This window comes from Mesorhizobium sp. C372A (assembly GCF_030323245.1).
Taxonomy (GTDB): Bacteria; Pseudomonadota; Alphaproteobacteria; order Rhizobiales; family Rhizobiaceae; genus Mesorhizobium.
Genome location: NZ_CP100475.1, coordinates 5,561,324 through 5,586,781, shown reverse-complemented (window position 1 = coordinate 5,586,781; position 25,458 = coordinate 5,561,324). Strand labels below are relative to the sequence as shown.

Here is a 25,458-nt window from a genome sequence, read left to right as displayed (position 1 = left end):
TTATGACCGTCCATGATCGCATCATCGCCGAACCGTTCTCGCTGCAGCGCCGCAATCCCGCCGGCGGCACCAAGCCGCTGACATCATGGGGCTTTGCCAACGAGACCGACGTGCTGACAGACGTGTTGCTCGGCTCGCCAAACTTCCTGCGCCACCTCTCGACCAGCTCGCTCTCGCGCAAGCATTTGCGCGAAGCGCCCTGCAACGTTCAGATCGCCCAGGCGCAGCACAAGGACCTCGTCGCCGCCTATGAGCATTTCGGCGTCAACATCCACTGGCACGAGCCGACGCCGGAACTGCCGATGCAGGTCTATTCCAGAGACTCCAGCGTCATGACGCCCTACGGCGCCTTCATCACCGCCATGGCCAATTGGTGGCGGCGCGGCGAGAACTATGCCGCCATCCGCACCTATGAAAAGCTCGGCATCCCGATCTACGACATGGTCACGGCTGGCACCTTCGAAGGCGGCGACTTCAACGTCATCGAGGAGGGCGTGGTGCTGATCGGCTGCGGCGGCGCCCGCACGCAGGAAGAGGGCGCCCGCCAGGTGCAGGACTGGTTCGAAAAGGAAGGCTGGGAAACGCGCCTCGCCTTCATCGACGAATATTACGTCCATATCGACCTGATGGTGGTGCCGATCGCCGAAAAACTCACCGCGGTGTGTCTGGCCTGCACCGAGCCCGGCATCGTCGACTGGCTGAAGGGCAAGGGCCACGAGATCATCGACGTGCCCTTCCAGGACACGATGGCGCTCGGCTGCAACTTCATGTCGCTTGGCAAGGACAGGGTGATCGCGCCGACGTCGAGCCAGTCGCTGATCGGCCAACTCAAAGCGCGCGGCTTCGAGGTTGCTGCCGTCGACATGAGCGAGATTTCCAAGACCGGCGGCGGCATTCACTGCATGGCGCAGGCGCTCAAGCGCGAGCCGGCGTAAGGGCACGAATTGCCGCCGGGACCTGTGACGGACTGCTGTCAGATTTGACAAAACAGGCCTGGCAGAGGAAATTGATGCCATTAGAGGAGGGATTCTGTGAAGAAAACTTACGAAAAGCCGAGTCTGGCCAAAGCCGGCAAACTCGGATCGCTGGTCGCTTCAAACCCGTCGAAGCCCGCCCCCTGAGCGCAACCAGCCGCTGAAGGCCGAAATTCGGTCGTCCTGGTTACCGGCGAGCGGATCGCGCTGTATGATTGAAGGGAGCCCGCCGGCTTTGAACGGCGGGCTTTTTGCTTTGCGCCAGAGCGCCGCCGCGTCAACTGGCTAGCCCAGTCTTCCCGACCCTGAATTGAACTTGCGCCGGGCGTTTTCCAGATGCGCGCGCATCGCCTGGCCGGCCGCTTCCGGGTCGTGGCGCTCGATCGCCTCGAACACCGCCTGGTGGCCGGCAAAACTCCTGCGGTTTTCGATCTCCGTATTGGCCACGTGGATGCGCTGGTTGATCAGCCATTCGACCTAGCCGATGATTTGAAAACCAAGCCAGCTTTCCCAAAAGATCATGCCCAAACAAAGCCATAGCGCGAAGACCACATGCGCGCCGTTCCCGCCCGCTCGGCGATCAGGGAGTGGCTGGCGTGAGATGGCCGCACTGACGACGGAACGAGATCGCCTCGTCTGGCCGGCCGGACTCGCGACGGCGTGGTCCGGCCGGAACTCCATCTGCTATGCGGGTATCAATACAGCGATGCGATGCACGCCGACCTCCTTGCTTGTATTCGTCGCTTCGTCGGTCTTGCCCTTGGAGCAGGTGTACATATCACCCGTCTTGAGCTTGAATTCCTTGTCAGCTTTCTTGATCGTGAATGCACCTGAGGTAATGGTGCACACCATGTCGTTGTCCATCACGGTTTGAGGAGCATGTGCTCCGGGCTGAAACACAACGTCGATAATTGCGATGCTCTTGTAGGCGGGAATGTCAGCATTGCCGGTGCCGACCTCCACCACCCTGACACCGGGCGCAATCTCCTTGCCCTCTTTCGGGCCGTATTTCTTGATTTTTGCCGATGCCGCCAAGGTGAACAAAGGCGCTACCGCGGCGGTCGTCAGACCGAGGGCAATTGCAGACCTGCGATTCATGGTTTTCATTGCATCCTCCCGATGCTCGTCATGCATGGATATGCACGACCGCGATATATTAGCACAAACGAATTTACTTGTATGCAAAGTGACTGTGGCGCAGGCCAGCAAGAAATGCTCCGCCGGATAATGTCGCTTCACTGTACCTTTTGCCGGAATTTCGAATGACAGGTCGAGCAATCCTGCAGGATGAGATGCAGGATATGCTCCGCCGGCAGTTTGGTCGGATCGGCTTCCTCTGGAATCGAGCGCTTGCCGAGCAGGCTGCCGCCGCCCATCGCCAGGCCGGTGCCCATGCGCATGTCATCGGTGATGACGGCCGGCGCGCTTTCGGCCTTGGCGGCCAGAGCGTCGGCGAGCGTTCCGATATGATTTGCCAGGGCCTCGAATTCCGCCCGTGACTGATCGATCTCCAGCCTGGCCTGCGAAGGCGGTCCAAGCGAGCCGCTCGGAAATTCGGCAATCAGGGCAGGGCCGGTGCGCGCGCGCAGCGTGTCCGCTGCCGCCTTGAAGGCTGCCGCGTCATAGGCTTGCCTGCGGTCGAACATGCCGGCAATGGTTTTCGCAGCCGCCGCCATCTCCTTCATCGACGCCTGCCGGGCCGCGACCATCGGTCCGCCGCCGACGGAGGCGGCCATCGTAAGGGCACAGACCAGCCACAGCAGCGCCGCTTTCACAGTCCATCTCACGGCGCCATGTCCTTGCCCCATCCATCTGTGATCAGCCAGCCGCAGCAGGGGTTCGACCTGCAGTCGGATTCTTCGGTCGTGATGCCGGTTCTCATCGGTAAATTTCCGTCGCCGGAAGTCTCCGTCTCTGAGCGGATAGACCTTCCAGCCACCGGAAGGTCAACTGATTGAGAAGGCCGATCAGCGGGCAATCAGCACAGGCTTGCAGCAAGCTGACGCAGCGTTTCCTTGACTTGGATCGCAAAAACGGGCAGCAAGGCGGGGGTGAGGGAGAGCATTCTACCGTGGCGCAGACCATGGAGTGCTCTTTTTTTCGTATCAGGCGCCGCATAATCGGTGGCTGATGGAGGGATTGGTTAACCAACTTTGTCCATCTTTTGATTCAATCGGCAACAGACGCGAAAGGTGCAGGGGGCACCAGCGAACTGTGGATGTCACGGATGCGAGGGTCGCAAGCCTGCATGCCGATTGAGAGTGGTTGTATGGCGTTTTTGCGTTTGAAAGACCGGGGCGACACTCCTGAACGGGGTTTGACTTCGAAGAGATCCGGCCAGCGCTGGGTGGTGGTGCCGGTTGTCGGCGCGGCCTTGGCGCTGTGGTCGGTGGCAACCATGGCCGGCCTCTATTCGCTCGGTACCTCGCTCACCGCAGCCTCCAACAGCCTTCCGCACAGTCTGCTTCTGCCGAACGCAGCACTTGCCGATTCGCGCCGCAGCCTCGCCAATTCGTGGGCGCCGCGGCTTTCGGCGCAAAAATCACAGGCCTCGCTGCTCAGCCAATGCGACGCCGGCTGCGCGCATGCCGCCGCGAACTTCGCGCATGACGGCAAGATGGCGCGGCTGAAGCCGGCCGCGCACGCTGTGGCCCCGAGCAGTGTCGCCTCAAACATTGCGCCAAACACCAGCGTCGCTCTCGCCACTTCGCGCGGCATGCGCTTCGACGGCGTGGTGGCCAAGGCAGAGCTGTCGCCGCAAAAGCTGGCTGCCGCCTTCGCCAAGGCCTCGAATGCGCCCTTCATGCTTGCCAGCCTTCCGGTCGCTGCCCGTTTCGCCGAAGTCCGGCTGCCCGATCAGCATGGCCCAGCCTCGGAACGCTTTGGGCCGGAAGTGGCTGAGATCGAACGCTCGTCGCGCCTGGCGCTGGCGCTGGCCAACAGCTTGCCGGAAGACGCTGACATGCTGGCCCCGCCGCCGGCCGTTGAAGCAATCGCCGGAGGGCAGGATCCTGAGCAGGCCGAAGTTCAGGTCGCTTCGCTGCCGCCGCAGGACGATCTGCCCGACAACATTGCGTTGCCGGGTTGGCGTCCACGCGCCGAAACCGCTCAGCCTGCAGAGCCTCGGCAAGCCAGCAAGCCCAGGGCAGCCAAGCCACAGACCGACGGGACGGCCGAGAGCCCCGCACCCCAGTCGCCGGGCAATTCGTCGCCGCGCTCGCCACGCAGTACTTCGGAGGTCGCCGCACTGCCTGGCGTGCCAGACAGCCAGAGCATCCAATCAAGCCGGATCAAGCCTGGCAAAAGGTCGAAGACACAGGCCGGTGAGATGCTGGCCTATGCCAAGCCGGACGTCCCGGCGGGCGGTGTCGGTCGCGCCTTCAAGGATCTGTTCGCCACGCCCGGAATGGGCGGCGGCGTCGCCGTCTACGATATCTCGGCCAAGACCGTCTACATGCCGGACGGCTCGCGGCTGGAGGCCCATTCGGGGCTGGGCTCGATGGTCGACCAGCCGCGCTTCGTGCACAAGAAGAATGTCGGCCCGACGCCGCCCAACACCTATGATCTGCGGCTGCGCGAATCCCGCTTCCATGGCGTCGAGGCGCTCCGTCTCACTCCCGTCAGCGGCGGCAACAAGTACGGCCGCGACGGCCTGCTCGCCCACACCTACATGCTGCGCGGCGGCCGTGCGGAGTCCAATGGCTGCGTCGTCTTCAAGGACTACGCCCGCTTCCTTGCCGCCTACAAGAAGGGCAAGATCAAGCGCCTCGTCGTCGTGCCGCGCCTGACCAAGCCGCTGACGCGGGTCGCTCAGGAAGGCCGGGGAGCGTAAGGCAGTAGGCAGTAGGGCCCAGGAGCGTCCATCGCCTGTTCCTTGTTTTTCTGCCCCTATAGCCTATTCCCCACTGCCTATTCCCTTTTGACCCCCAGGCAGACTATGAGTGACCGCTGCGGGTCGGCTTCACCACGAGGACATCATGACAATACGCGCTGTCGTTTGGGGCGAGAACATCCATGAGCGGACCAATGAGGTGGTCGCCGCCCTCTATCCCGAAGGTATGCACACGACCATCGCCAAGGCGCTGAACGCCGACGAGGCGATCTCCGCCTCGACCGCCACGCTCGAGCAGCCGGAGCACGGCCTGCCGGCCGGCCGTCTGGCCGAGACCGACGTGCTGGTCTGGTGGGGCCACAAGGACCATGGCGCCGTTGCCGACGAGATCGTCGAGCGCGTCGCCCGCCGGGTCTTTGAAGGCATGGGGCTGATCGTTCTCCATTCCGGCCATTTCTCGAAAATCTTCAAGCGGCTGATGGGCACGCCCTGCACGCTGAAATGGCGCGAGGCGGGCGAGCGCGAGCGACTCTGGGTGACCAGTCCCAGCCATCCGATCGCCGAAGGCGTCGGCGAATATTTCGAGCTCGAGAATGAAGAAATGTATGGCGAGCAGTTCGCCGTGCCCGAACCGCTGGAGACCGTCTTCATCTCCTGGTTCCAGGGCGGCGAGGTGTTCCGTTCTGGGCTGACCTATCGCCGCGGCGCCGGCAATGTCTTCTACTTCCGCCCGGGCCACGAGACCTATCCGACCTATCACGACGCCAATGTGCACAAGGTGCTGCGCAATGCGGTGAAGTGGGCGCACAATCCGCAGGGCACCAAGTCGGCGATCCTTGAGGCGCCGAACGTGCCGGTCGAGAAGGCGCTGGAGCCGATCGTCGAGCGCGGCGGCAAGCTGCACGCTTCGGGCGAGGCCGGCTTCCGCTAAAGCAAAATCCAGGAAAAAAGGCGTGGCGGTTTTCCGCATGGGTTTCCTAGACCGTATCTGCGCCATATGATTGAATCGAACCAATTCGCTCGGAGTGCAGAAAATGCGGCTTTTGATACTGGGAACCGGCTGGATGGCGCAGGAGCATGCCCGCCGCTTCGGCGGTATCGACGGCGTCGAGATCGTCGGTGCTGTCGACGTCGATGAAAAGCGCGTTGGCGAATTTGCCGACGGGTTCAAGATACCGAAGCGGTTCACATCCCTGGAAGACGCGCTGGCGTGGGGCGAGTTCGATGCGGTCGCCAACGTCACGCCGGACCGCATTCACCACCCGACCACCATGGCGTTGATCGCGGCCGGCAAGCCGGTGCTGTGCGAAAAGCCGCTGGCCGAAGACTTCGGCAAGGCAAGCGAGATGGCCAAAGCGGCTGAGGCGGCCGGCATCGTCAACATGGTCAATCTCACCTATCGCAATGTCGCTGCCTTGCAGAAGGCGCGGCAGATGGTGCTGGTCGGCGAGATCGGCACCGTCCGCCACGTCGAGTCCTCCTATCTGCAGAGCTGGCTGGTCTCGAAATTCTGGGGCGACTGGCGCACCGACCCGAAATGGCTGTGGCGGCTGTCGCGCGACCACGGCTCCAACGGCGTGCTCGGCGATGTCGGCATCCACATCCTCGATTTCGCCAGCTATGGCGCCGCACTCGACGTCGACCACGTGTTTTGCCGGCTGCGCACCTTCGACAAGGCGCCAGGCAACCGCATCGGCGAATACGACCTCGACGCCAATGACAGCTTCGCCATGACGCTGGATTTCTCCAACGGCGCCTTTGGCGTCGTTCACGCCAGCCGCTGGGCGACCGGCCACATCAACGAATTGCGCCTGCGCATCTATGGCGACAAGGGCGGCATCGAAGTCGTGCACAATCTCGAGGGTTCGGAACTGAAGGCGTGTGTCGGCGAGGATATCGAGAACGCCAAATGGCAGGTGCTCGACGCCGGCACGGTGCCGACCAATTACCAGCGCTTCGTCGATGCGGTTCGCAGCGGCGTGCAGGCCGAGCCTTCATTCCACCATGCCGCCGAACTGCAGAAGGTGCTGGATCTGGCCATGGTTTCGGAACAGAAGCGGACGGAACTGAGGGCCAGCGCCGATACGCAGTGATGTGAAGGGAGGAAGAAACAATGGTCACGCGCCGCGCGCAATGTCTCTGCGGCCAGCTTTCAGCCGTCTGTTCGGGCGAGCCGGTGCGCATCTCGGTCTGTCATTGCCTCGACTGCAAGCGCCGCACCGGCAGCGCCTTCAGCTACAATGTCCGGTTTGCGCAAGCTGATGTATCGATCGAGGGACGGGCGAAGCAGTTCACGCGCACCGGCGACGAGGGCGGCCGCGTCATCTACAATTTCTGCCCGGAGTGCGGCGCCGCCGTCCACTATCGCATCGACACGCAGCCCGGTGTGATCGCCATTCCCGTCGGCGCCTTCGCCGACCCGTCGTTCCCGCCGCCATTTCAGTCTTTTTACCACGAAAGCCGGCGCTGTGAGTGGGTCGAGATCAATGCCGAGCCGCTGGCGACGTTCGACTGAAGGCCGCTTTTTGGATACCCGGAACCGTCCGCACGCTCCGCGCCTTCAAGAGGGCATCGCCCCTGATTGCCATTGCCGGGCCGTTAGCCATCGCGCTCGGCTGCCCCATGAATAGGCATAAGTCAAGACGAATCCGGCTTGCGGCCCGATTGCTGACATGCTTACCTGACGGCATGTGTTCAATGGGGGTATATGGATGGCTAAGGAATCTTCGAATTCCGCTTCTTCAGAAAAGAAGGCGGACGTAAATCTGATAGGTAACACAGAAGGAAACGGGCTGAACTTCATGGGAGTTCAGGCCCGCGAAAACGGAACCGCCGGCGACGCCGTCGGTGTCGACAAGATCCGTGACCTGCTGTTCGGCAACCAGATGCAGGACTATGACCGCCGCTTTTCCAAGCTTGAAGAACGGGTGTTGCAGCGCTTCAAGGATGTTGAATCCGAGGCCAAGCGCAATCTCGAAATGTACGAGTCGAATGCAAAGAAGCAGATCGATTCGCTTGCAGGGCAATTGCGGAGCGAAAAAGATTCACGAGCCGATGCCGACAAGGAGATCGACCGGAATCTTCGCGAGCAAAACCAGGCTCTTGAAAAGCAGGTGCGCACGTTGTCGGATCAGTTAAGCGCGCTCGAGCGCGATGTTTCGGACCGGATAAATCGAAACGATCATTTGCTGCGTGAGGAAATCAAGCAGAAGAATGAAGGCGTTCAGATGCTGATCGAGAAGATGTTTGCCGACCTCAGCAACGTCAAGACCGACCGAAATCTTTTGGCTGGCCTGTTTGTCGAGGTTGCAAAGTGTCTCAATCAGGATCCCGTCGGGAGCAAGAGCAACTCGGACCGTAGCTGGAAAGTGAGTTGATGGGACCTTGACGTCCACCGTCGACCCATTCAACCTTCCGCAAAGAACAGCCTCGAACGATACAGAGATTGATCGCGAGGCTCTGGCTCGTCTTTTGATCGAAATTGCCCGGAACGTTGATCCGGACTACCGTGCGCAGTTCGAGGCGGTTCCAACCGCCGATCCGCGCATGGAAACGCTGCGGCAGTTGCTGGTCAGCCGCGAAATCTCCGAGCTTTCACGCGTCACGCATCTGCTCGACGAACCCGAGCAGCTTGCGGCGGCCGTGGGCGACGTTCTTCCCAGTGCTGCCGGACGAGCGCCTTACGCGCAACTCGGCGAGGCGCTTGCGCCAGCTGTCGAACGGGCTGTGCAACGGTCGATCCAGAAGAGCCCGCGCACGCTGACGGACATATTGTACCCGGTGTTTCTGCCGGCAATTCGCAAGTCGATCGGCGAAAAGATCGACCAGACCTTTCAGTCGCTGAATGAAACTCTAAGGCACATATTCACCTGGCACGGGCTCAAGTGGAGACTTGAAGCCTGGAGAACAGGGGCAAGCTTCTCGGCAGTTGTTCTGAAGCATTCCCTTGTCTACCGTGTGGAACATGCGTTTCTCATTCATCGGAATTCCGGCCTTTTGATAACGCATGTAACGGCCGACAATGCAACGAGCGAAGATCCTCAGCTCATTTCTTCGATGCTCAGTGCGATTCAGGATTTTGTAAAAGACTCATTTAACGAGAAAGAGCAGAGCGGCCTGGACACAATCCGTTTCGGCGAGCTTCGTCTCTGGTCGGAAGTTGGACCGTTTGCGACCCTGGTTTCGGTGATCCGGGGAAATCCGCCGGAGGAATTGCATGAAATCGTTCGCGATGTGTTGCTTCGCATCCATGAGGAAAGCTCACAGGCCTTAGAGCAGTTTGACGGCGACGGTTCGCAGCTGGCCAGCGTAGAGGCGCAGTTGCAGACCTGCGTCGAGCTGAAGCAGGAGGAATCAAACGACGGATTTCCGTGGCTGGTGGCGGCCGTTGCCCTGCTGCTTTTGAGTCTGGCAGGCGGTTGGTACTTTCTTTCCTGGCAATCAGCGCAGCGCTGGCAGGCTTACGTGTCGCGCTGGCAGGCTTACGTGTCGCGAGTGGAGGCCCAGCCGGGCATCATCGTTGCCGAACAGCAGGTACGCGATGGCCAGTTCTATATTGCCGGCCTGAGGGACCCGCTTGCCGTCGACCCGCAGTCGCTGTTGTCAGGCACGGGAGTCGATCCGGCCGGGGTTCATTCGCAATGGCAATTTTATCAGAGCCTTGAGCCGGAGTTCGTGCTGAAGCGGCTGACGGCGTCGCTGGCTCCGCCGGATTCAGTGCGACTTTCGATTGTCGATGGCCGCATCGTCGCCGAGGGTGAGGCTCCCGACACCTGGATCAGCCGGGCGCGCGCGGCGGCCCAGCAGCTTTCGGCAGGCGGGCCGGTCTTCGATATCTCGGGGGTTCGTGACGTAAGTCCCCAAGTGCGCGAGGCGGAGCGCTGGCACGCCTATGTGTCGCGACTGGAGACCCAGCCGGGCATCATCGTTGCAGACCAAAAGATAAGCGACGGCCAATTCTATATTGCCGGCCTGCGAGACCCGCTTGGCGCCGATCCGCAGTCGCTGTTGTCGGGAACAGAGGTCGATCCCGCCCGGGTTCATGCGCAGTGGCAGTTCTATCAGAGCCTTGAGCCGGAGTTCGTGCTGAAGCGGCTGACGGCGTCACTGTATCCGCCGGATACAGTACGGCTTTCGATCGTCGATGATCGCATCGTTGCCGAGGGTGAGGCTCCCGACACCTGGATCGATCGCGCGCGCGCGGCGGCCCGGCAGCTTTCGGCAGGCGGACCCGAATTCGACATCTCCAAGGTTCGTGACGTGAGCCCCGAAGCACGCGCGGCGGAGCACTGGCAGTATTATGTGTCGCGACTTGAGGCCCAATCGGGAATCATCGTCGCCCAACAAAGCGCGAGGGGCGGACATTTCTACATTTCCGGCTTGAGAGACCCGCTTGCCGCCGACCCGCAAGCCCTGCTCTCCGGAACGGACGTTGATCCTGCCCGCGTTCATGCACAGTGGCAATTCTATCAGAGCCTTGATCCGAAGTTTGTGGTGAAGCGGCTGACGGCGGCGTTGTCCCCGCCGAAAACCGTTCAGCTCTCGATCATCCAGGGTCGCATCGTGGCCGTGGGTGAGGCTCCTGCCGGCTGGATCAACCGCGCGCGGGCCGCCGCTGAACAACTTTCGGCGGACGGAGTGGTTCTGGATGTCTCGCAGCTGCGTGAGCTGAACCTCGCAGAACTTAATCATTTGAGGCAGGCCATCCAGACGACCGATATTTTCTTCTCTTCCGGCAAGGTTGTGCCGGGACCGGAGCAGACGCCGGTTCTCGACAGGTTGGCGGATCAAATAAAGGAATTCGCCCAGAGTGCCCGCAATTCCGGCGTAACGGCGCGGTTCATGTTGACCGGGCATTCGGACAGCACGGGCCGTGAGACGGCCAACGCGTCGATCAGCGCCGCCCGCGCCGAGACAGTTCGTGCGCTTCTCAACAAGCGCGGCGTTGCTCCCGAATTGCTGCTGGTTCGGGGCGCGGGCACTTTTGAGCCGGCTGTACCTGAAAACAGTCTAACCGGTAGCTCCACCAATCGCCGGGTTTCGATTACCGTAAACCTGGACTAGCGGAGCCCAACATGTTGCAAAAAAAGATCTGCATGCTGGGCGGTTTCGCTGTCGGAAAGACGAGTCTGGTCCGCAGGTTTGTGCAGAGCATCTTCTCAGAAACCTACTTGACCACCGTTGGAGTGAAAATCGACAAGAAGAGCGTCGCGCTCCCGGACAAAACCGTGGATCTGATTTTGTGGGATTTGGCCGGCGAAGACGATATCGGCTCATTCCGCGTCAGCTATGTTCGCGGTGCAACCGGGCTCGTGCTTGTCGTCGATGGAACCCGCGCCGCTACTCTTGCCGTGGCACTCACGCTGCGCGAACGGGTCGAGGCCGAATTCGGCGCCATGCCGTTCGTATTGCTGTTCAACAAGTCCGATCTGGCCGATCGGTGGGCGATATCGGATGGTGAGATCAACGAGTTGAGGCAACGTGGATGGCAAATCTATCTAACAAGTGCGCTTTCGGGCGAGCAGGTCGATGACGCCTTTCGTCAACTTGCCTTGATGGTCACCAAATAGACCATGCACGAATTGCCAAAAGAAGTCAGAAATTGGTTTTTCAATTTCTTCTTCGACGGGCACGCTGTCGCTTATCTGAAAATCGACCCTGAGCTTTGCATAGCTGCCAAGGGCGGTAATGTTGAACATTACGGGCTGTCATCACTTCGCATCGGCAAGCCTGTTGCCGAGCAGCTTGAATTCATGGAGGGTTTGCTGCCTTGCCCGGAGCTTCCGTTTCGCATGGACATGGTTGAACTGCCCGGCGGGCGTGTCGCCGACCTCCATTTTTTTGCTGACAATGCGTTCGTGTGGCTGCTTTTTCTGGACGCCACTGCCGAACGAGACAACAGGCAGCGACTTCAACAGAAGGCCTATGAAATGACGCTCCTGCAAGAGAGGGAGCGTCAACTCAACGAAAAATTGCAATCGACGAACGAGGCGTTGAGGAAGAGCCAGGAGGGATTGGCGCGTGAATATCAGCGCGCCGAAAACCTGCTCCTCAACATTCTCCCGGCCTCGATCGCGGAGCGATTGAAAGCGCAAAAGAAAATTGCCGACAACCACGCAGAGGTGAGTGTGCTTTTTGCCGACATCGTCGGTTTTACGGAACGAGCGCGCAGCGTCGGAGCGGTGACGACGCTCGCTATTTTAAACTACTTCTTCAAGGCGGCGGATCGGCTCTCGGAGCGATACGGCTGCGAAAAGATCAAAACAATTGGCGATTGTGTGATGGTGGTCGCCGGCCTGCCCACGGCGCGATCCGATCATGCAAGGGCCCTCACGCGCTATGCGATTGAGCTGCGCAAAGCGGTCAAGCGGGAACGCTTCGCAGGAGAACCGATAAGGCTGAGAATTGGAATTCACTCAGGACCGATCGTCGCCGGCGTCATAGGCAAGAGGCGGTTCGCCTATGACCTGTGGGGTGAGACCGTTAATCTCGCCTCACGTATTCAAACGTCCGCGGAGCCCGATGAAATTCGTATTTCCGATGCAACTTGCCAACTGCTTGGACCGAAATTTGCTTGCGACCCACTCGAGGAAACGGAATTGCGTGGTGCGGGTCGTGTGCGAATGTGGCGGCTCCCGAGCTGATCCGTCGCCTGCGGTGCGACCCTGGAGCGCCGATAGCGGCGCCCGACAGGCGTTGGCGTGACCTGATCTTGCGATCGGAAAGCACCCTTTGCGCTTGCCCGGAAGGCCTCTATTCTGGAGCACAGTGGCCGCTGGTGGGATAGAATGTCGGTACTGCCTTTCCTGAGAATCTACGCGCCGCTAAACGCGGTGCTGGCTGCGCCTGGGCTTCTGGCGGTGGCTGCGCTCACGATGCCGAACATGTCCGGACGAAGCAGACTGGCTCTGGCTGCCGTGCTTGCTGTCATTTGGGCCGCCTATCTTCTGCAGATGGCCGAGACCCTGCTCAAGCGCTGGGCGGGAGACCTCAGGGACAGGACGCCGGCAATCGCGATCGATGTGCTCGCGGTTTTGGTTCCAGTCGCCGCATTTCTGCTCGACGGCACGCCCGACCGGAGCCTCTACTGTGCTGTCTGGCTGCTGAAGCCGCTGCGCGACTCGACCTTCTTCCCGCTGCTTGGCAGGGTTCTGGCCAACGAAGCGCGCAACCTGGTCGGCGTCACCACGGTCTTCGGCCTGGTTCTGTTCGGTGTCGCACTCGCGGCCTATGTCATCGAGCGCGACGTCCAACCGGAAAAGTTCGGCAGCATCCCCGAGACAATGTGGTGGGCGGTGGTCACGCTGTCCACTACCGGCTATGGCGACGACATTCCGCAAAGCTTCGCCGGCCGCGTCCTTGCCGGGGCTGTCATGATGTGTGGCATCGGCATCTTCGGGCTCTGGGCCGGCATTCTTGCCTCCGGCTTTTATCAAGAAGTCCGTCGCGAGGATTTCGTCCGCAATTGGCAATTGATTGCCGGCGTTCCGTTGTTTCAGAAGCTTGGCCCGGCCACGCTGGTCGAGATCGTGCGCGCGTTAAGGCCTCGCGCGGTGCCGGCGGGCGCCGTGATCTGCCGCAGTGGCGAGACCGGTGATCGGATGTTCTTCGTCGTGGAGGGCCGCGTCAGCGTCGCGACGCCCAACCCAGTGGAGCTTGGCCCTGGCGCCTTCTTCGGCGAGATGGCGCTGATCAGCGGCGAACCGCGTATGGCGACCGTCACTGCCGCGACTTCTGTCTCACTCCTGTCGCTGCACGCGGCGGATTTCCAGATGCTGTGCAGCAGTAGCCCGGAAATCGCGGAAATCATCCGCAGGACCGCGCTCGAGCGGCGCGGCGCGGCGCCGGTGGCTTGACCGTACAGCCGATGGTGGCCCGGCTGGAACTGGATGGTACGGCTCTATCGACCACGCGCTGAGGTTATGGACGGCACGTGGAAGTTCCCAGAGGCGTAGCCGGAGACCTAAACGTAGCCGATCCACTCTACCGCGGCTCGTTGTTTGGCGCTGTGCGTCGACAGTTCCTGCCCCGGGGCCTTTCGGACGACCGGCTTTGGCTAAACTCTAATGCCTTAGAATCTTGCTTAGAAAAGCCCGGCTGCGGTCGGTCTTCGGGTCGGAGAAAAACGCCTCCGGCGTGCCGCTTTCGACGATGGCGCCGGCGTCCATGAACACCACGCGCTGCGCCACCTTGCGGGCAAAGCCCATTTCGTGCGTCACCACCATCATGGTCATGCCTTCCTCGGCCACCGCGACCATGACGTCGAGCACTTCGGAGATCATCTCGGGATCGAGCGCGGAGGTCGGCTCGTCGAACAGCATGATCTTGGGCCGCATGCCGAGGCAGCGCGCGATGGCCACACGCTGCTGCTGGCCGCCGGACAACTGTGACGGGTATGCATTGACCTTGTCAGCGAGGCCGACCTTGGCCAGCAAGTCGCGCCCGGCCTGCTCGGCCTCGGCGCGGGGGATCTTGCGCACATGGATCGGCGCCAGCGTGACGTTTTCCAGCGCCGTCTTGTGCGGGTAGAGGTTGAACGACTGGAAGACGAAGCCGATCTCGGTGCGCAGCTGCGTCATGTTGGTGGCGGGGTCGCCGAGGCGCTGGCCGTCGACGACGAGGTCGCCATCCTTGATCGCTTCCAGGCCGTTGATGCAGCGGATCAGCGTCGACTTGCCCGAACCACTTGGGCCGCAGACGACGACCACTTCGCGCGGCTCGACGCTGAGCGTGATGTCCTTCAGCACGTTGAGCGAGCCGAACCATTTGTTGACGCCGCGAAAGTCGATCATGCCCGTTTTGGTCAGGTTTGTCTTGGTCGGGCTTGGATTGGTCATGGCGGTCAGCCCTTTGGGTTCGATGTCACAGCTGCACCTCGCCATGCGCCGCGCCCATGCGGCGCTCCAGCCGGCGGGCGAGCATGATCAGCGGATAGCAGACGACGAAATAGCCGACGCCGACCAGGAAGAAGACCAGCAGGCCGTTGGGCACACGCTGCACCACAAGCCAGCCGACGCGGGTGAGGTCGGTCAGCCCGATCGCCGAGACGACGGAGGAATCCTTGATCAAGAGTACATATTGCCCGACCAGCGGCGGCAGCACGATGCGCATCGCCTGCGGCAGCACCACCTGGCGCATGCGTTGCCAGCGCGACAGGCCAGACGCCAGAGCTGCCTCGACCTGGCCGGTCGGCACCGAGCGGATGCCGGCGGCGACGATCTCGCAGATGAAGCACGCGGCGAGGTTGGTGAGCGCGATGATGCCGGCGGTGAAGGCATCGAGCTCGATGCCGAATTCCGGCAGGATGAAGAAGATCAGAAAGATCTGCACCAGGAACGGCGTGCCGCGGATCAGGTCGACCCAGGCCCCGATCACGCTCGAGATCAGCCGGTTGCCGCCGGTGCGCAATATGCCGAGGCCGAAGCCGAGAGCCGTGCCCAGCACCAGGCTGATCGCCGACAGCATCACGGTCATGCCAAGGCCGCGCAAGGCGAGGGGGTAGCTGCCGGCCAGGCTTTGCAGCTGTTGCCAGATCATGTGCTGCTCCTTGCCGGCTGCAGACCGAGCCACCGACTGGACAGCCCCGCCAGTCCTTTGAGGCAGTAATAGAGCAGCAGATAGAAAGCGGCGATGGTGAGAAAGCCTTCCGCCGGCATGAAGCGGTCGGACGCCAGCAACTGGCCGGCGCGCGTCAGTTCGGAAACCGAGATCAGCGACAAAAGCGCGGAATCCTTGACCAGCACGATCGCCTGGCCGAGCAGCGGCGGGATCGTCACCTTGAAGGCTTGCGGCAGGATGACCAGGCGCATGCGCTGGACATAGGTCATTCCCGAGGCGACGCCGGCCTCGACCTGGCCGCGCGGGATCGACAGGATGCCGGCGCGGATGATTTCCGCGACATAGGCGCCGCTGTTCAGCGACAAAGCGATGATGCCGACGACGAGCTCGGGCAGGACGAAGCCGAGACGCGGCAGGCCGAAATAGAGGAAGTAGAGCTGCGCCAGCAACGGCGTGGCGCGCACGGCATCGATATAGCCCTTGGCCAGCACGCGAAACAGCTGGCCGCGCTGCAGGTTCATGGCGGCGAGCACGATGCCGACGGCCAGCGCGCCCGCAAAGGACAGCGCCGACAGCCACACGGTCGTGATCAGACCCTGCCCGAACAGCGGCAGATATTCGACGATGGTGCGGAAGCTGAAATTTTCGAGCATGGCGGTGAATTGTGAATGGTGAATGGGCAGTAGTGAGTAGTGAGTGGTGAGCAGTGAAGGGCGTCCGGAATGGCCATTCACCATTCACCATTCACTACTTCCTACTCACTACTCCCTGCTTACCTCTGTTTAGTGATCCTTCTTCCAGGCGTCGGAATTGACCCAGTAGTCGAGGTTCTTCTGCAGGCGGCCGTCGATGCTGACCTGGTTGAGGAACAGGTTCATCCAGATCAACAGATCCGGCTCGTCGTAGCGGGTGGCGAAGGCAAGCGGCTCCTTCGACAACAGGTCCGGCATGATGGTGAATGTGCCGGCGGGATAGGCTGTCGACTGACCCTTGACCGCCGAGACGTCGTTGACGCCGCAATCGGCTTGGCCGTTGTTGACCGCGTCGAGCAGCAGCGGGCCGCCGCCCTTGTAGCTCTTGATGTCGGCATCCGGGAAGGCGTTCTTGGCTTCCTTTTCGCCGGTGGCGCCCAACAGCACGGCGATCTTGGTGCCCTTGGCCTTGCAGTCCTCGGTTGTCTTGAACTTGCTGTCGGCCTTGGTGAAGACGGTGCTGCCCGTATACATGTAAGGTGTGGTGAAGGCGACCTTCATGCCGCGCGCCAGCGTCGGTGTCATGTCTGCGACCAGCAGGTCGGCCTTGCCGGAAAGCAGGGCCGGGATCAGCCCATCCCAGTCATAGTCGAGGAAGGTGACCTTCACGCCCATTTCCTTGGCCATCAGCTCGGCGAGTTCGACCGAACTGCCGGTGCGTTCGCCATTGGCGCCGACCAGCGAGAAGGGCGGTCCTTGCGTCTGCACCGCGACGCGCAATTCGCCGCGCTTGGTGATCTCGTCGAGCGTTCCGGCACTGGCAGCAGCGGTGAGACCCGCAAGCGCAAGTCCGGCGATGAAAAGCTTGGCAATCTTCATTTGGCATTCCTCCTTGTTGTATTGTTCCACTGCGTCGTTTGTTATTTTCACCCTTCGGGTGCTTTTTGAACGGCAGCGCCGTTTGCCGGCGGCGCCACTGTTCGAAAATCCTCAGTCCCAGGCCACCGTCTCGGCAACCTTGATGCCACGTCTCGCCAGCTCCTCGAAGAAGCTGGTGTCGGGAACATGCTGCAGCGGGTTCAAAAGCCCTGGTGTGGTGATCTCGCGCCGCGCCAGCATCTGCGCCACGATGCTGGCGGGATAGCCGACGCCGAGGCTCATGCCGAACAGGCCGGAGCCGAGGTCGCGCTCAATGACCAGGTCCGACGTCACCGTCTTGCGGCGACCGCCTTCGAGACCGGAAAAGACATTGCGCATCACGCAAAGGTCCTTCTCGTCGGCGCCGTACTGGAGTTGCGGGCCGAGCAGCCTGCCGAGAAATTCGCGTGGGCTGGCGCTTGTGCCGGGCACCTTGTCTTCGGAGAGGAAGCCGAGTTCCTTCAGCGGCGCCCAGAACGCCGACCAGCCGGGCCAGCGCAGCGTATAGCGGCCCGAGCGTTGCAGCCCTTTGGCGGCCTCCAGCATCTCGACATAATGCAGCGCGTCGCCATTGGGAAAGGCTTCCAGCCGGCCGAGGCCGGCCACGTCGATCTCGTGGATGAAGCGGTTGTCGTGCTGTCGGCCGGCCGAGACTTCGACGCGCTTGCCGTCCTCGATCATCACGCTGTCGCGGTTCTGGCTGACCAGAACCATGTCGAAATTCCAGCTCACCTTGTAGCGGAGCGGCTTGGCCATTGCCTTCGGCTCGGGGATGCCGCCGCAATAGGAATCGATCGAGGAGATCCTAGAGAACTGCTTGGCGGCGCGCGCGTAGAGCACGAGGTCGATGCCGGGGTCGAGCCCGCATTCGGTCATGATCGAAACGCCGGCCTGTTCAGCCTCCGGCGCCAGATCGGCGATGGCCTTGCCGTAATTGGTGGTGACCAGCGGCGTGCGCGTCGTGATCGCAGCCTGCACCGCCTCGCGCATCAGCGGCTGCGGCAAGAGGTCGATGACCGCGTCGACATCGGCCAGCACGGTGGCGAGTGCCGGACCGATGGCGCCCTCGGGCACCATGAAACGCACGCGAGAAAGGTCGGTCAGGCCGCCGAGCCGGGCAGGTCCGTCAGGCGCGGTATCGACGCAAACCACCTCCTCGACGCCGGCGCTGGCGACGAGATCGGCGATGGCCGCGCGGCCCTGCAGGCCGAGGCCGCCGAGAACAGCTATTCTCATGCCGGCTCCTTGCGCGCCGGTGTTTCTTCCGACCAGCAGCCTTCGGGCAGGCTGACCCATTTGTTGCAGGAGGCCATGACGACGAAGGTCTCGCTGCGCACCACTTCGCCCGGAATGCCGGCGCCCGGAATCAGTTCGCTGGTGATGCGGTAGAGGTCGGCGACATCGCCGGCGACGGTCACGTCGACGATGATGTCGAAGCGCCCGGTAACCACCGAGGCCGAGTTGACGAAAGGCAGTTCGGCAATGCGCTGCGCCAGTTCCCGGGCGCGGCCACGTCCCTGAGCGTTGATGCCGACAATGGCCGAGATCAACTCGGGGCGTTCGGTCAGATTGAGCAGCCCGACGATCTTCAAGAGGTTGCGGTCGAGCAGATTGCGCAACCTTGAGCGCACCGTCGGCACCGAGATCGCCATCGTCTCGGCGAGCCGGTTGATGCCGGGCTGGGCATCCTGCGACAACAGCTTTACCAGCCGTCGATCGGTTTGATCGAGATGCTCACGCAAAGGCAAGCCTTTCATAAAGGGAAAGAAACGATCGGATTTTCTTTCGGATATGAAAAATACCTTATGGGGAATTTTTTACAGCAGCAAGAGCTATGTCATCCCTCTGTGTCCCTTCCGTGTGCGTTCGGGCAAGACAGGATCAGGGGCCTCTGTCCTGCTGGACATCTCCTCACAAGAGGGAAATCGCTAGTTTCGTCGAGGTTGCCACATTTGTTCTTGTTTTGTTCCAGCAGCTATGCTACTAATTTGGGGTAGGTGCTGATTCGCGCCGCCAGCCCGCCTTCCGAGGCGGGTTTTTTGTTTTCAGCATACCTTTGAAGGTTCATCGCCGCCTTTGAGGCTGGCGGGACAGCGCCGTTCGGGGCGCTGTGTTCGAAGGCGAAAAAGCAAACGGCGCAAGGGGTGTGCTTCGAATTTCATGGAAAGGAACGGTGAATCGATATGAAGAAGATTTTTCATCTGTTGGTGCTAACTGCAATCTGCACCATTGCTGCTACCATGGTGCCAATTGGCGCCGCATATGCCCAGAACGCGCCCTACTGGCGTGCGGACTGGGAGGAGGGGCCTTGCACCGGAGCCTCGTGCTATACCGACTGGTCTTTCGTTCAGGCGGAGGATCCCGCGGAAGCTGATCCCAACCTGAACGCAATTGTCAGCGGCTTGGTCTCGACCGGCGCGGGGAATGTATCCTCGCACGGCGGCAACAGCTTCGGAAAGTTCGAAACGACGGTGGCTGCCATCAATGCTGGAAAGCCCCATTCCAAAGTCTACAAAGAGTGGCTCTTTCCAGGCGGCCTGGCCAAGAACGACGCTTTCGGACGTCCGCTCCAGGCCGTGTCGCCATCAGGGATCGATGGGACCTATGTCTCGTGGTTTTTCATTCCGTCCAATTACCAGGCGGCCAATGGCTGGACGAATATCTTCCAGTTCAAGGTGACCGAGCAATCGCCTTTCTCGCAGGAACCAACGTGGTGGGTCAACTTGCGCGACAGTCAGACTGAGGATTTGCTGCTGCTGCATGTGGAAAATGCGGCACCCGGAACCTACAATCCGGCTAATGATGTTCCCGCACCGAAGGGCCGTTGGTTTCAGCTGCGCGCGGATCTCTATGAAGGGGTGGGCATCGATTGGTATCTGGACGGGGTGTTTTGGCAATCATCGTCAAACGCAACGTGGCCGGTCGGGCGGGATTCAGACGGATCAGGTACACCTCAGTCATTTGTGTTTGGCGTGGGTCACTATGGTGGAGTTGGCAAGATCTATACGGACGATGCCTATTTGATCGCAAAATAGCTACTGCCAAATTGCCCTGGCGCATAAAACACTAAGCTGCTTCGGGTCCAAACGGGGCAGCTTTTTTTGCACTTGAGCACGTCGCGTTTGAACGGGACCCCTGCGACGCGCTTAAGTCTCTGTTCATGCATGTCGTCGTCCCAAAACCGCTGTGCATTTTGGGGCGACAGGCAGTCGAGGATGTGCGCGACAGCACTAGGCGACGGAGTTCGGAGACGATCTTGCCGCCGCCGTGGTCGCTTGAACGCGACGCGAGGTCGTAGTGAGCAACGCACCCGCATAGCAGGCCGACCGAGTTGCGGCGTAGCCGCAACTCACGCCTTCACCTGATAAGCGGAGAGGCTCATTCGCGACATGGCCAAAAGCGGCCTTTCAATAAAACTATAACTCGCCAGGGACACGGCGATGCAGGCGGTGACAATAGCTATGCCTGCAAGCCATGGTGACACATTGGCGGTTGCAACGACAGGAGCGATCGCGAGCAGCACGATAGGATGGGTCAAATAGAGAGAGTAGGAAGCATCTCCCAGCCTTGCCAGCACGCGAGGAGCAAAAAGTCGGAAGTAGCTCTCCAGGCTGATGCAACCCGCGACAAGGATCAGCGCCGGGATACCTTGAGCAAGGGTTCGCGGCAAGTTGAAGCCAAGTACCATCACCAGTGTGGACACAATAGCGAACCCGACAGCCGAGGCACCCAGGAAAGCGGGCAAACGCACCAGTCTGCCGACCAGATGGCCGACAGCCATGCCGGCAAGGAACTCAAACAGGATTGGCGTGGTATAGAAAAACAGCACAGTGTCGGCGGCGGGTTTGAAGATAATGCGTGCGGCTACGGCGATTGCAAAGACAACGCCAATGGTGGCCATTTGCGTCAGCGCACCAAAACCCATAGTCGCCGCGAACAGAATGTAAAACAGGATTTCCAGATTGAGCGTCCAACCCACGCCAAGCACTGGCTGGACATAGCCTGTGGCCGTATCGAGATAGGGCACGAAAAGCAGGCTGTTGGCAATCTGCTCAAAGGACACTCCACGACCGGCAAACAGCCAAAGTGCGGCGACCATGAGGAAGGTCATGACCCAATAGAACGGAACGACGCGCGTGAACCGCTGCATCAAAAAAGCACGGTGGTCGCGATGTCTGTTCTCCGTCGAGAGAACCATGACGAAACCGCTGATGACGAAAAACAGGTCGACGCCGCTGTTTAGAATGGGAATAGGCAAATCGAGCACGCCTAGTGCGGCCGGAAGATGATAGATAACAACCATAAGGGCTGCTAGCCCCCGCAGGGTCTGTATCGATGTATATTGTTGAATCCGACGCGGCGCAGCGTGATCATTATCCGGAATGACGTTCATTAAAAAAGTCCCCGATGCGGGAGAATATTAACATAGATGAGACCGTTGATGCGACTATTAACTGCCGGTTTAATTAATACATAAAATTTGAATAGCTTCCACCGACTTTCGCGGCCCGGGCCTTGCGATCGCCATCGTCTCGGCGATGCCTTGGCGCGCTGCTTGTATGCGCTATCGCCCGGCCCGGAAGATCGCCACCGCAGCCGCCACCAGTGCCGCATTGCCGGCCGCCACCGTTCCATCCGGCAGGTCTTTGCCGTCCTCCAGCCCGACGCGCGTCGACCAGTTGTGCTCCGCCGCACGGCGCACGAACGGCCAGACCGTGGCGTCGGACCCATGCAGCAGGATGACACGGCGGATGCCGGCGCGATCCAGCACTTTCTCGATGCCGTCCGAAACGGCAAAGGCCTCGTCCAGCGTCTGCTCGGAAATCTCGATCAGCACGCGCAGAACGCGTCCGCCATGGTCGAGGCTGACGAGACGCTCGGCGTCGGCGACTGAAGTCAATCCGGCTTCGACCCCGATACCGCGTTGTCGCAGGCTCTCCATGACGATGGGGGCTGCCGCCTCGCTGAGATTGACCGAGGCATAGTCCGGCAATTCGCGCCAGCCGGCGATGGCGACCAGCGTGCTGGTATCGTCGTTCTCGATCCAGGCACCGGTGGAGACGCCGATCAGCGTGCCGGGGCAGGCGCGGCGCAGCGCCGCGATCGTCGGGTCCATCGCCGCAGGCGCAAGGCTCTCGCGGCGGTCCGCGCCGCGGGCATGGATGTGCAGCTCGGCCGCACCCGCGGCAACAGAGGCCGCACCATCGCGCGCCATGGCCTCGGCGTCGAGCGGCAGCGTGGGATGAAAATCGGCGGGACGCGCGCCGTTGATGCAGGTCTGGACGATCATGGTTCTCGCGATCCTGTTGCGGATGGTGCGAGCCTAGCTCAGGGCTGCCAAAATCGGTACCGGTCCGCCGAAGGCTCCTGACAGGTGGATGCGACCCGGCCTGAATCAGTTCGGCAGGAGGCGCCCCTATCATATTGTTCGAAACCGATCTTCCGCGAGTTCAGTGGCGGGACGTCAATGGCCAGTGACACGCTTGCCGGAGAACTTACTCTTCCTCGGTCCAGATCAGCCGCAGCAGGCGCAGCAGCGTTGCCCGCTCTTTTTTCGTCAGCCGCTCCAGGAGCCGGTCCTCGTGCCGGCGCACCTGCCGGCGCCATGCCGGCATGGCGGCTTTGGCCGCCTTGGTCAAAGCCAGCACCTGCACGCGTCTGTCCTGCGCATGGTCGTCGCGCTCGACCAGGCCGCGCTCTTCGAGTTCGGCCAACAGCGGCGCCATGTTCGCGCTCTTCATGCCGAGCAGGCGGCAAAGCTCGGCGGCCCGAATGCCAGGCCTTTCGTCGATCAGCGCCAGCATGCCATAGGTGACCGGGCGCAGCGCCGCATCGGCCAGCTCGACCGCGAAATCATTGAGCGCCAGCGCCGAAGCGCGCCGCAGATTGTAGCCGATCTGCGCGTCGAGCCTGTCTTCGGGCGCGACCCTGCTCGCCTTGCCGGATGCGGTGCGATCTGCCGTCTCGTTCATGCTGCAAGCGATCACCGCGATCAAGGCTCTTGTCAAGGAGAAAATACTATGCGACATAGCAATTATGAAGGCTATGTCACATAGCTATTGATGACATGTCGGGGAGGAGCGCAACTCTTGCCTCGTCACACAGGAACGCAAGCAGGAGGAGAATTGCCATGACCCAAGACACCGTTGCCTTCGACATCGAGGACGGCATCGCCTGGGTGCGCTTCAATCGCCCTGAAAAACGCAATTGCATGAACCCGGCGCTCAATCGGCGCATGATGGAAGTGCTGGACCAGCTCGAATACCGCGACGATGTCGGCGTGCTGGTGCTGTCGGGCGAAGGCAATGCCTGGTCGGCGGGCATGGATCTCAAGGAGTATTTTCGCGAGACCGAGGCCAAGGGGCTGGGCGCCGTCCGCAAGGCTCAAGGCGAGGCCTATGGCTGGTGGCGGCGGCTGCGCTGGTACCGCAAGCCGACCATCGCCATGGTCAATGGCTGGTGCTTTGGCGGCGGCTATGGCCCGCTGTTTGCCTGCGACCTCGCTTTCGCCGCCGACGAGGCGCAATTCGCGCTGTCGGAGATCAACTGGGGCATCCTGCCCGGCGGCGGCGCCACCAAGGTGGTGGTCGACCTGCTGTCGATGCGCGACGCCATGTACCACGCGCTGACCGGCGAACTCATCGACGGCAGGAAGGCGGCGGCCTGGAAGCTGGTCAACGAAAGCCTGCCGCTGGCGGAGTTGAAGCCACGAGTTACCGAGGTGGCGAACATCCTGCTGAAGAAAAACCCGGTGGCGCTGAAGGCGACCAAGGACGCCATCCGCCGCGTCGCCGAGATGACCTACGACAATGCCGAGGACTATCTGGTGCGCGCGCAGGAGGCGGCCAATTCCTACGACAATGACGGCCGCAAGGAAGGCATCCGCCAGTTCATCGACGAAAAGAGCTACAAGCCCGGCCTCGGCGCCTATGACAAGGCGAGGTGATCAGCCAATATCCGATCTGGGAGGAGATGCAGATGCCGGCCTGGACGACGCCCGATCCCGTGGCCTTGCATGCCGAGACGCAGCCAGAGCGTCTTGCATGCGTCGACCTCGCTTCCGGGCGGCGCTGGACCTACGGCAGGTTCGACGAAGCCATCCAGCGCGCTGTCGCCGTCCTTGAGAGCGGCTACGGCATCGAGCCGGGGCAGCGCATCGCCACCGCCGCCCGCAACAGTGTCGATCTCCTGATCCTGCAGCAGGCCGCCATGCGGCTCGGCGCCGTCTTCGTGCCGGCGAACTGGCGCCTCGCTGCACCTGAGCAACAGGCAATCCTAGCCGATTGCGATCCCGCGCTGCTGCTGCACGACACCGCGTTTGAATTGGCGCCGCCCGAGGGCTGCGTGCCGGTCGAGATCGCTGCCTTCGCCGCGGCGGTGGACGCGCAAGCGCCGGCGCCGCGCCGGCCTTTGCCGCCGGCCGATCATCCATCGATCATCCTCTACACCTCGGGCACGTCCGGCCGGCCGAAGGGGGTGATCATCACCGAGGCCAACGCCTTCGCCACCGCGGTCAATTTCGGCGTGCTGGGCCGCGTCGGCAATTCAAGCGTCTTCCTCTGCGACGCGCCGATGTTCCATGTCATCGGCCTCATCACCAGCCTGCGTCCGCCCTTGCTGCAGGGCGGCACCGTGCTGATCTCGCCCGGCTTCGAGGCCGGCCTCACCAACCGCCGCCTGGCCGATCCCGACCTCGGCGTCACCCACTATTTCTGCGTCCCGCAAATGGCCAAAATGCTGCGCGAAGATGCCGCGTTCTCGCCGGCAAACTGGACCACACTGACTGCCATCTTCACCGGCGGCGCGCCCAATCCCGCCGCCGACATCCTCTGGTGGCTGGAGCAGGGCGTGCGCATGGTCGATGGCTTCGGCATGACCGAGGCCGGTACCGTGCTCGGCATGCCGGTCGAGGCCGGCCAGATCGCCCGCAAGGCGGGTTCTGCCGGCCTGCCGGCGCCATCATTGTGCTTGCGCATCGTCGACGAAGATGGCCACGACGCCGCGGCCGGGGAGGCGGGCGAGATCTGGCTCAGCGGCCCCAACGTCACGCCGGGCTACTGGAACCGTCCTGACGCGACGGCACAGGCCTTCACATCGGATGGCTGGTTCCGCACTGGCGACATAGCGCGCCGGGACGAAGACGGCTTCGTCACCCTGGTCGATCGCCGCAAGGACATGTTCATTTCCGGCGGCGAGAACGTCTATCCGGCCGAGGTCGAAATGGCGTTGCTCGCTCATCCCGACATTGCCGAAGCGGCTGTCATCGGCATCGCCGACGAGCGCTGGGGCGAGGTCGGCCGCGCCTTCGTCGTGCTGAAGGCTGGCTGCGTCCTCGATCCGGCGGCGCTCGCGGCGCACTGTGCGGCTCGCATCGCCCGCTACAAGGTGCCGAAGGAATTCCTGCTCACCGACGCGTTGCCCCGCACCGCCTCCGGCAAGATTCAGAAACACATTTTGCGCGGCTGCCGGTGACCCCACCGCCGTC

The 25,458-nt window shown here is 61.7% G+C and carries 25 protein-coding genes; 13 read left to right on the top strand and 12 right to left on the bottom strand.

Annotation, left to right across the window (positions count from 1 at the left end):
- Window positions 1-2 precede the first annotated feature (2 nt).
- Complete coding sequence (locus NLY42_RS26930; RefSeq protein ID WP_023711883.1) at window positions 3-935, top strand: dimethylarginine dimethylaminohydrolase family protein; 933 nt, start codon at window positions 3-5, stop codon at window positions 933-935.
- Between the two features lie 324 nt (window positions 936-1,259).
- Here NLY42_RS26930 and NLY42_RS26925 read toward each other — a convergent pair whose 3' ends face one another.
- The 3 genes from NLY42_RS26925 to NLY42_RS26915 all read right to left on the bottom strand — a co-directional run bounded on the left by NLY42_RS26925 (window position 1,260) and on the right by NLY42_RS26915 (window position 2,761).
- Complete coding sequence (locus NLY42_RS26925; RefSeq protein WP_023689048.1) at window positions 1,260-1,421, bottom strand: FCD domain-containing protein; 162 nt, start codon at window positions 1,419-1,421, stop codon at window positions 1,260-1,262.
- A 237-nt stretch (window positions 1,422-1,658) separates the two neighbouring features.
- Entirely contained in the window at window positions 1,659-2,081 is a 423-nt protein-coding gene (locus tag NLY42_RS26920) for a hypothetical protein (protein ID WP_023684778.1), read from the bottom strand.
- A 128-nt stretch (window positions 2,082-2,209) separates the two neighbouring features.
- Complete coding sequence (locus tag NLY42_RS26915; protein WP_031244639.1) at window positions 2,210-2,761, bottom strand: cytochrome c; 552 nt, start codon at window positions 2,759-2,761, stop codon at window positions 2,210-2,212.
- 482 nt (window positions 2,762-3,243) lie between these two features.
- Here NLY42_RS26915 and NLY42_RS26910 point away from each other — a divergent pair, with 482 nt between their 5' ends.
- The 9 genes from NLY42_RS26910 (at window position 3,244) to NLY42_RS26870 (ending at window position 13,661) form a co-directional block, all read left to right on the top strand.
- Window positions 3,244-4,806 (top strand): DUF2778 domain-containing protein, encoded by a 1,563-nt coding sequence (locus NLY42_RS26910; RefSeq protein WP_081731616.1) that lies wholly within the window; start codon window positions 3,244-3,246, stop codon window positions 4,804-4,806.
- 145 nt (window positions 4,807-4,951) lie between these two features.
- Entirely contained in the window at window positions 4,952-5,737 is a 786-nt protein-coding gene (locus NLY42_RS26905; protein ID WP_023670311.1) for a ThuA domain-containing protein, read from the top strand.
- Between the two features lie 103 nt (window positions 5,738-5,840).
- On the top strand, window positions 5,841-6,899 hold the full coding sequence (locus NLY42_RS26900) for a Gfo/Idh/MocA family protein (RefSeq protein WP_023670312.1): 1,059 nt from the start codon (window positions 5,841-5,843) through the stop codon (window positions 6,897-6,899).
- 20 nt (window positions 6,900-6,919) lie between these two features.
- Window positions 6,920-7,321 carry a GFA family protein gene (locus NLY42_RS26895; RefSeq protein ID WP_023670313.1) on the top strand — a complete coding sequence of 134 codons (402 nt, stop codon included), beginning with the start codon at window positions 6,920-6,922 and terminating at the stop codon, window positions 7,319-7,321.
- Between the two features lie 196 nt (window positions 7,322-7,517).
- Complete coding sequence (locus NLY42_RS26890) at window positions 7,518-8,183, top strand: hypothetical protein (protein ID WP_023670314.1); 666 nt, start codon at window positions 7,518-7,520, stop codon at window positions 8,181-8,183.
- Window positions 8,184-8,190: 7 nt separating this feature from the next.
- Window positions 8,191-10,869, top strand: coding sequence for an OmpA family protein (locus NLY42_RS26885; RefSeq protein ID WP_031244638.1), 2,679 nt, complete (start codon window positions 8,191-8,193; stop codon window positions 10,867-10,869).
- Between the two features lie 11 nt (window positions 10,870-10,880).
- Complete coding sequence (locus NLY42_RS26880) at window positions 10,881-11,375, top strand: Rab family GTPase (protein WP_023670316.1); 495 nt, start codon at window positions 10,881-10,883, stop codon at window positions 11,373-11,375.
- A 3-nt stretch (window positions 11,376-11,378) separates the two neighbouring features.
- Window positions 11,379-12,449 (top strand): adenylate/guanylate cyclase domain-containing protein, encoded by a 1,071-nt coding sequence (locus NLY42_RS26875; RefSeq protein ID WP_023670317.1) that lies wholly within the window; start codon window positions 11,379-11,381, stop codon window positions 12,447-12,449.
- A 144-nt stretch (window positions 12,450-12,593) separates the two neighbouring features.
- Window positions 12,594-13,661 (top strand): cyclic nucleotide-gated potassium channel, encoded by a 1,068-nt coding sequence (locus NLY42_RS26870; protein ID WP_023754682.1) that lies wholly within the window; start codon window positions 12,594-12,596, stop codon window positions 13,659-13,661.
- A 207-nt stretch (window positions 13,662-13,868) separates the two neighbouring features.
- Here the strand turns inward: NLY42_RS26870 and NLY42_RS26865 are convergent, their stop codons facing one another.
- The 6 genes from NLY42_RS26865 to NLY42_RS26840 all read right to left on the bottom strand — a co-directional run bounded on the left by NLY42_RS26865 (window position 13,869) and on the right by NLY42_RS26840 (window position 18,715).
- Window positions 13,869-14,597 carry an amino acid ABC transporter ATP-binding protein gene (locus NLY42_RS26865; protein ID WP_023670319.1) on the bottom strand — a complete coding sequence of 243 codons (729 nt, stop codon included), beginning with the start codon at window positions 14,595-14,597 and terminating at the stop codon, window positions 13,869-13,871.
- Between the two features lie 70 nt (window positions 14,598-14,667).
- Window positions 14,668-15,342, bottom strand: coding sequence for an amino acid ABC transporter permease (locus NLY42_RS26860; RefSeq protein ID WP_023754681.1), 675 nt, complete (start codon window positions 15,340-15,342; stop codon window positions 14,668-14,670).
- A complete protein-coding gene (locus NLY42_RS26855; RefSeq protein ID WP_023695534.1) occupies window positions 15,339-16,016 on the bottom strand; it encodes an amino acid ABC transporter permease in 678 nt (225 codons plus the stop codon). Before NLY42_RS26855 ends, NLY42_RS26860 begins: the two co-directional genes overlap by 4 nt.
- Window positions 16,017-16,145: 129 nt before the next feature.
- Window positions 16,146-16,934, bottom strand: a complete 789-nt coding sequence (locus tag NLY42_RS26850) for an ABC transporter substrate-binding protein (RefSeq protein WP_286488898.1) — start codon at window positions 16,932-16,934, stop codon at window positions 16,146-16,148.
- Window positions 16,935-17,045: 111 nt separating this feature from the next.
- A complete protein-coding gene (locus tag NLY42_RS26845; RefSeq protein ID WP_023754679.1) occupies window positions 17,046-18,209 on the bottom strand; it encodes a saccharopine dehydrogenase family protein in 1,164 nt (387 codons plus the stop codon).
- Window positions 18,206-18,715: an Lrp/AsnC family transcriptional regulator gene (locus NLY42_RS26840; RefSeq protein WP_023754678.1), complete on the bottom strand. Its 510-nt coding sequence runs from the start codon at window positions 18,713-18,715 to the stop codon at window positions 18,206-18,208. Before NLY42_RS26840 ends, NLY42_RS26845 begins: the two co-directional genes overlap by 4 nt.
- 441 nt (window positions 18,716-19,156) lie before the next feature.
- Between NLY42_RS26840 and NLY42_RS26835 the strand changes: the two genes are divergently transcribed.
- Window positions 19,157-20,008 carry a hypothetical protein gene (locus NLY42_RS26835; RefSeq protein WP_023711875.1) on the top strand — a complete coding sequence of 284 codons (852 nt, stop codon included), beginning with the start codon at window positions 19,157-19,159 and terminating at the stop codon, window positions 20,006-20,008.
- A 314-nt stretch (window positions 20,009-20,322) separates the two neighbouring features.
- Here NLY42_RS26835 and NLY42_RS26830 read toward each other — a convergent pair whose 3' ends face one another.
- The 3 genes from NLY42_RS26830 to NLY42_RS26820 form a co-directional block, all read right to left on the bottom strand.
- Window positions 20,323-21,366 carry an acyltransferase family protein gene (locus NLY42_RS26830; protein ID WP_081731617.1) on the bottom strand — a complete coding sequence of 348 codons (1,044 nt, stop codon included), beginning with the start codon at window positions 21,364-21,366 and terminating at the stop codon, window positions 20,323-20,325.
- Window positions 21,367-21,537: 171 nt separating this feature from the next.
- Window positions 21,538-22,263 carry a 3-keto-5-aminohexanoate cleavage protein gene (locus tag NLY42_RS26825; RefSeq protein WP_023754676.1) on the bottom strand — a complete coding sequence of 242 codons (726 nt, stop codon included), beginning with the start codon at window positions 22,261-22,263 and terminating at the stop codon, window positions 21,538-21,540.
- Between the two features lie 205 nt (window positions 22,264-22,468).
- Entirely contained in the window at window positions 22,469-22,945 is a 477-nt protein-coding gene (locus tag NLY42_RS26820) for a MarR family winged helix-turn-helix transcriptional regulator (protein WP_050588144.1), read from the bottom strand.
- A gap of 158 nt (window positions 22,946-23,103) precedes the next feature.
- Here NLY42_RS26820 and NLY42_RS26815 point away from each other — a divergent pair, with 158 nt between their 5' ends.
- Both NLY42_RS26815 and NLY42_RS26810 read left to right on the top strand, forming a co-directional pair.
- Window positions 23,104-23,919 (top strand): p-hydroxycinnamoyl CoA hydratase/lyase, encoded by an 816-nt coding sequence (locus NLY42_RS26815; RefSeq protein ID WP_023754674.1) that lies wholly within the window; start codon window positions 23,104-23,106, stop codon window positions 23,917-23,919.
- Window positions 23,916-25,445, top strand: coding sequence for an AMP-binding protein (locus NLY42_RS26810; RefSeq protein ID WP_023754673.1), 1,530 nt, complete (start codon window positions 23,916-23,918; stop codon window positions 25,443-25,445). Before NLY42_RS26815 ends, NLY42_RS26810 begins: the two co-directional genes overlap by 4 nt.
- The last annotated feature ends 13 nt before the right edge of the window (window positions 25,446-25,458 follow it).

Bases quoted from the DNA above. Each gene is read 5' to 3' on its own strand.
- NLY42_RS26880 (WP_023670316.1), top strand. From the start codon at position 10,881: ATGTTGCAAAAAAAGATCTGCATGCTGGGCGGTTTCGCTGTCGGAAAG.
- NLY42_RS26815 (WP_023754674.1), top strand. From the start codon at position 23,104: ATGACCCAAGACACCGTTGCCTTCGACATCGAGGACGGCATCGCCTGG.
- NLY42_RS26930 (WP_023711883.1), top strand. From the start codon at position 3: ATGACCGTCCATGATCGCATCATCGCCGAACCGTTCTCGCTGCAGCGC.
- NLY42_RS26830 (WP_081731617.1), bottom strand. From the start codon at position 21,366: ATGAACGTCATTCCGGATAATGATCACGCTGCGCCGCGTCGGATTCAA.
- NLY42_RS26835 (WP_023711875.1), top strand. From the start codon at position 19,157: ATGAAGAAGATTTTTCATCTGTTGGTGCTAACTGCAATCTGCACCATT.
- NLY42_RS26850 (WP_286488898.1), bottom strand. From the start codon at position 16,934: ATGAAGATTGCCAAGCTTTTCATCGCCGGACTTGCGCTTGCGGGTCTC.
- NLY42_RS26905 (WP_023670311.1), top strand. From the start codon at position 4,952: ATGACAATACGCGCTGTCGTTTGGGGCGAGAACATCCATGAGCGGACC.
- NLY42_RS26900 (WP_023670312.1), top strand. From the start codon at position 5,841: ATGCGGCTTTTGATACTGGGAACCGGCTGGATGGCGCAGGAGCATGCC.
- NLY42_RS26910 (WP_081731616.1), top strand. From the start codon at position 3,244: ATGGCGTTTTTGCGTTTGAAAGACCGGGGCGACACTCCTGAACGGGGT.
- NLY42_RS26845 (WP_023754679.1), bottom strand. From the start codon at position 18,209: ATGAGAATAGCTGTTCTCGGCGGCCTCGGCCTGCAGGGCCGCGCGGCC.
- NLY42_RS26870 (WP_023754682.1), top strand. From the start codon at position 12,594: ATGTCGGTACTGCCTTTCCTGAGAATCTACGCGCCGCTAAACGCGGTG.
- NLY42_RS26890 (WP_023670314.1), top strand. From the start codon at position 7,518: ATGGCTAAGGAATCTTCGAATTCCGCTTCTTCAGAAAAGAAGGCGGAC.
- NLY42_RS26860 (WP_023754681.1), bottom strand. From the start codon at position 15,342: ATGATCTGGCAACAGCTGCAAAGCCTGGCCGGCAGCTACCCCCTCGCC.
- NLY42_RS26865 (WP_023670319.1), bottom strand. From the start codon at position 14,597: ATGATCGACTTTCGCGGCGTCAACAAATGGTTCGGCTCGCTCAACGTG.
- NLY42_RS26920 (WP_023684778.1), bottom strand. From the start codon at position 2,081: ATGAAAACCATGAATCGCAGGTCTGCAATTGCCCTCGGTCTGACGACC.
- NLY42_RS26855 (WP_023695534.1), bottom strand. From the start codon at position 16,016: ATGCTCGAAAATTTCAGCTTCCGCACCATCGTCGAATATCTGCCGCTG.
- NLY42_RS26825 (WP_023754676.1), bottom strand. From the start codon at position 22,263: ATGATCGTCCAGACCTGCATCAACGGCGCGCGTCCCGCCGATTTTCAT.
- NLY42_RS26820 (WP_050588144.1), bottom strand. From the start codon at position 22,945: ATGAACGAGACGGCAGATCGCACCGCATCCGGCAAGGCGAGCAGGGTC.
- NLY42_RS26895 (WP_023670313.1), top strand. From the start codon at position 6,920: ATGGTCACGCGCCGCGCGCAATGTCTCTGCGGCCAGCTTTCAGCCGTC.
- NLY42_RS26875 (WP_023670317.1), top strand. From the start codon at position 11,379: ATGCACGAATTGCCAAAAGAAGTCAGAAATTGGTTTTTCAATTTCTTC.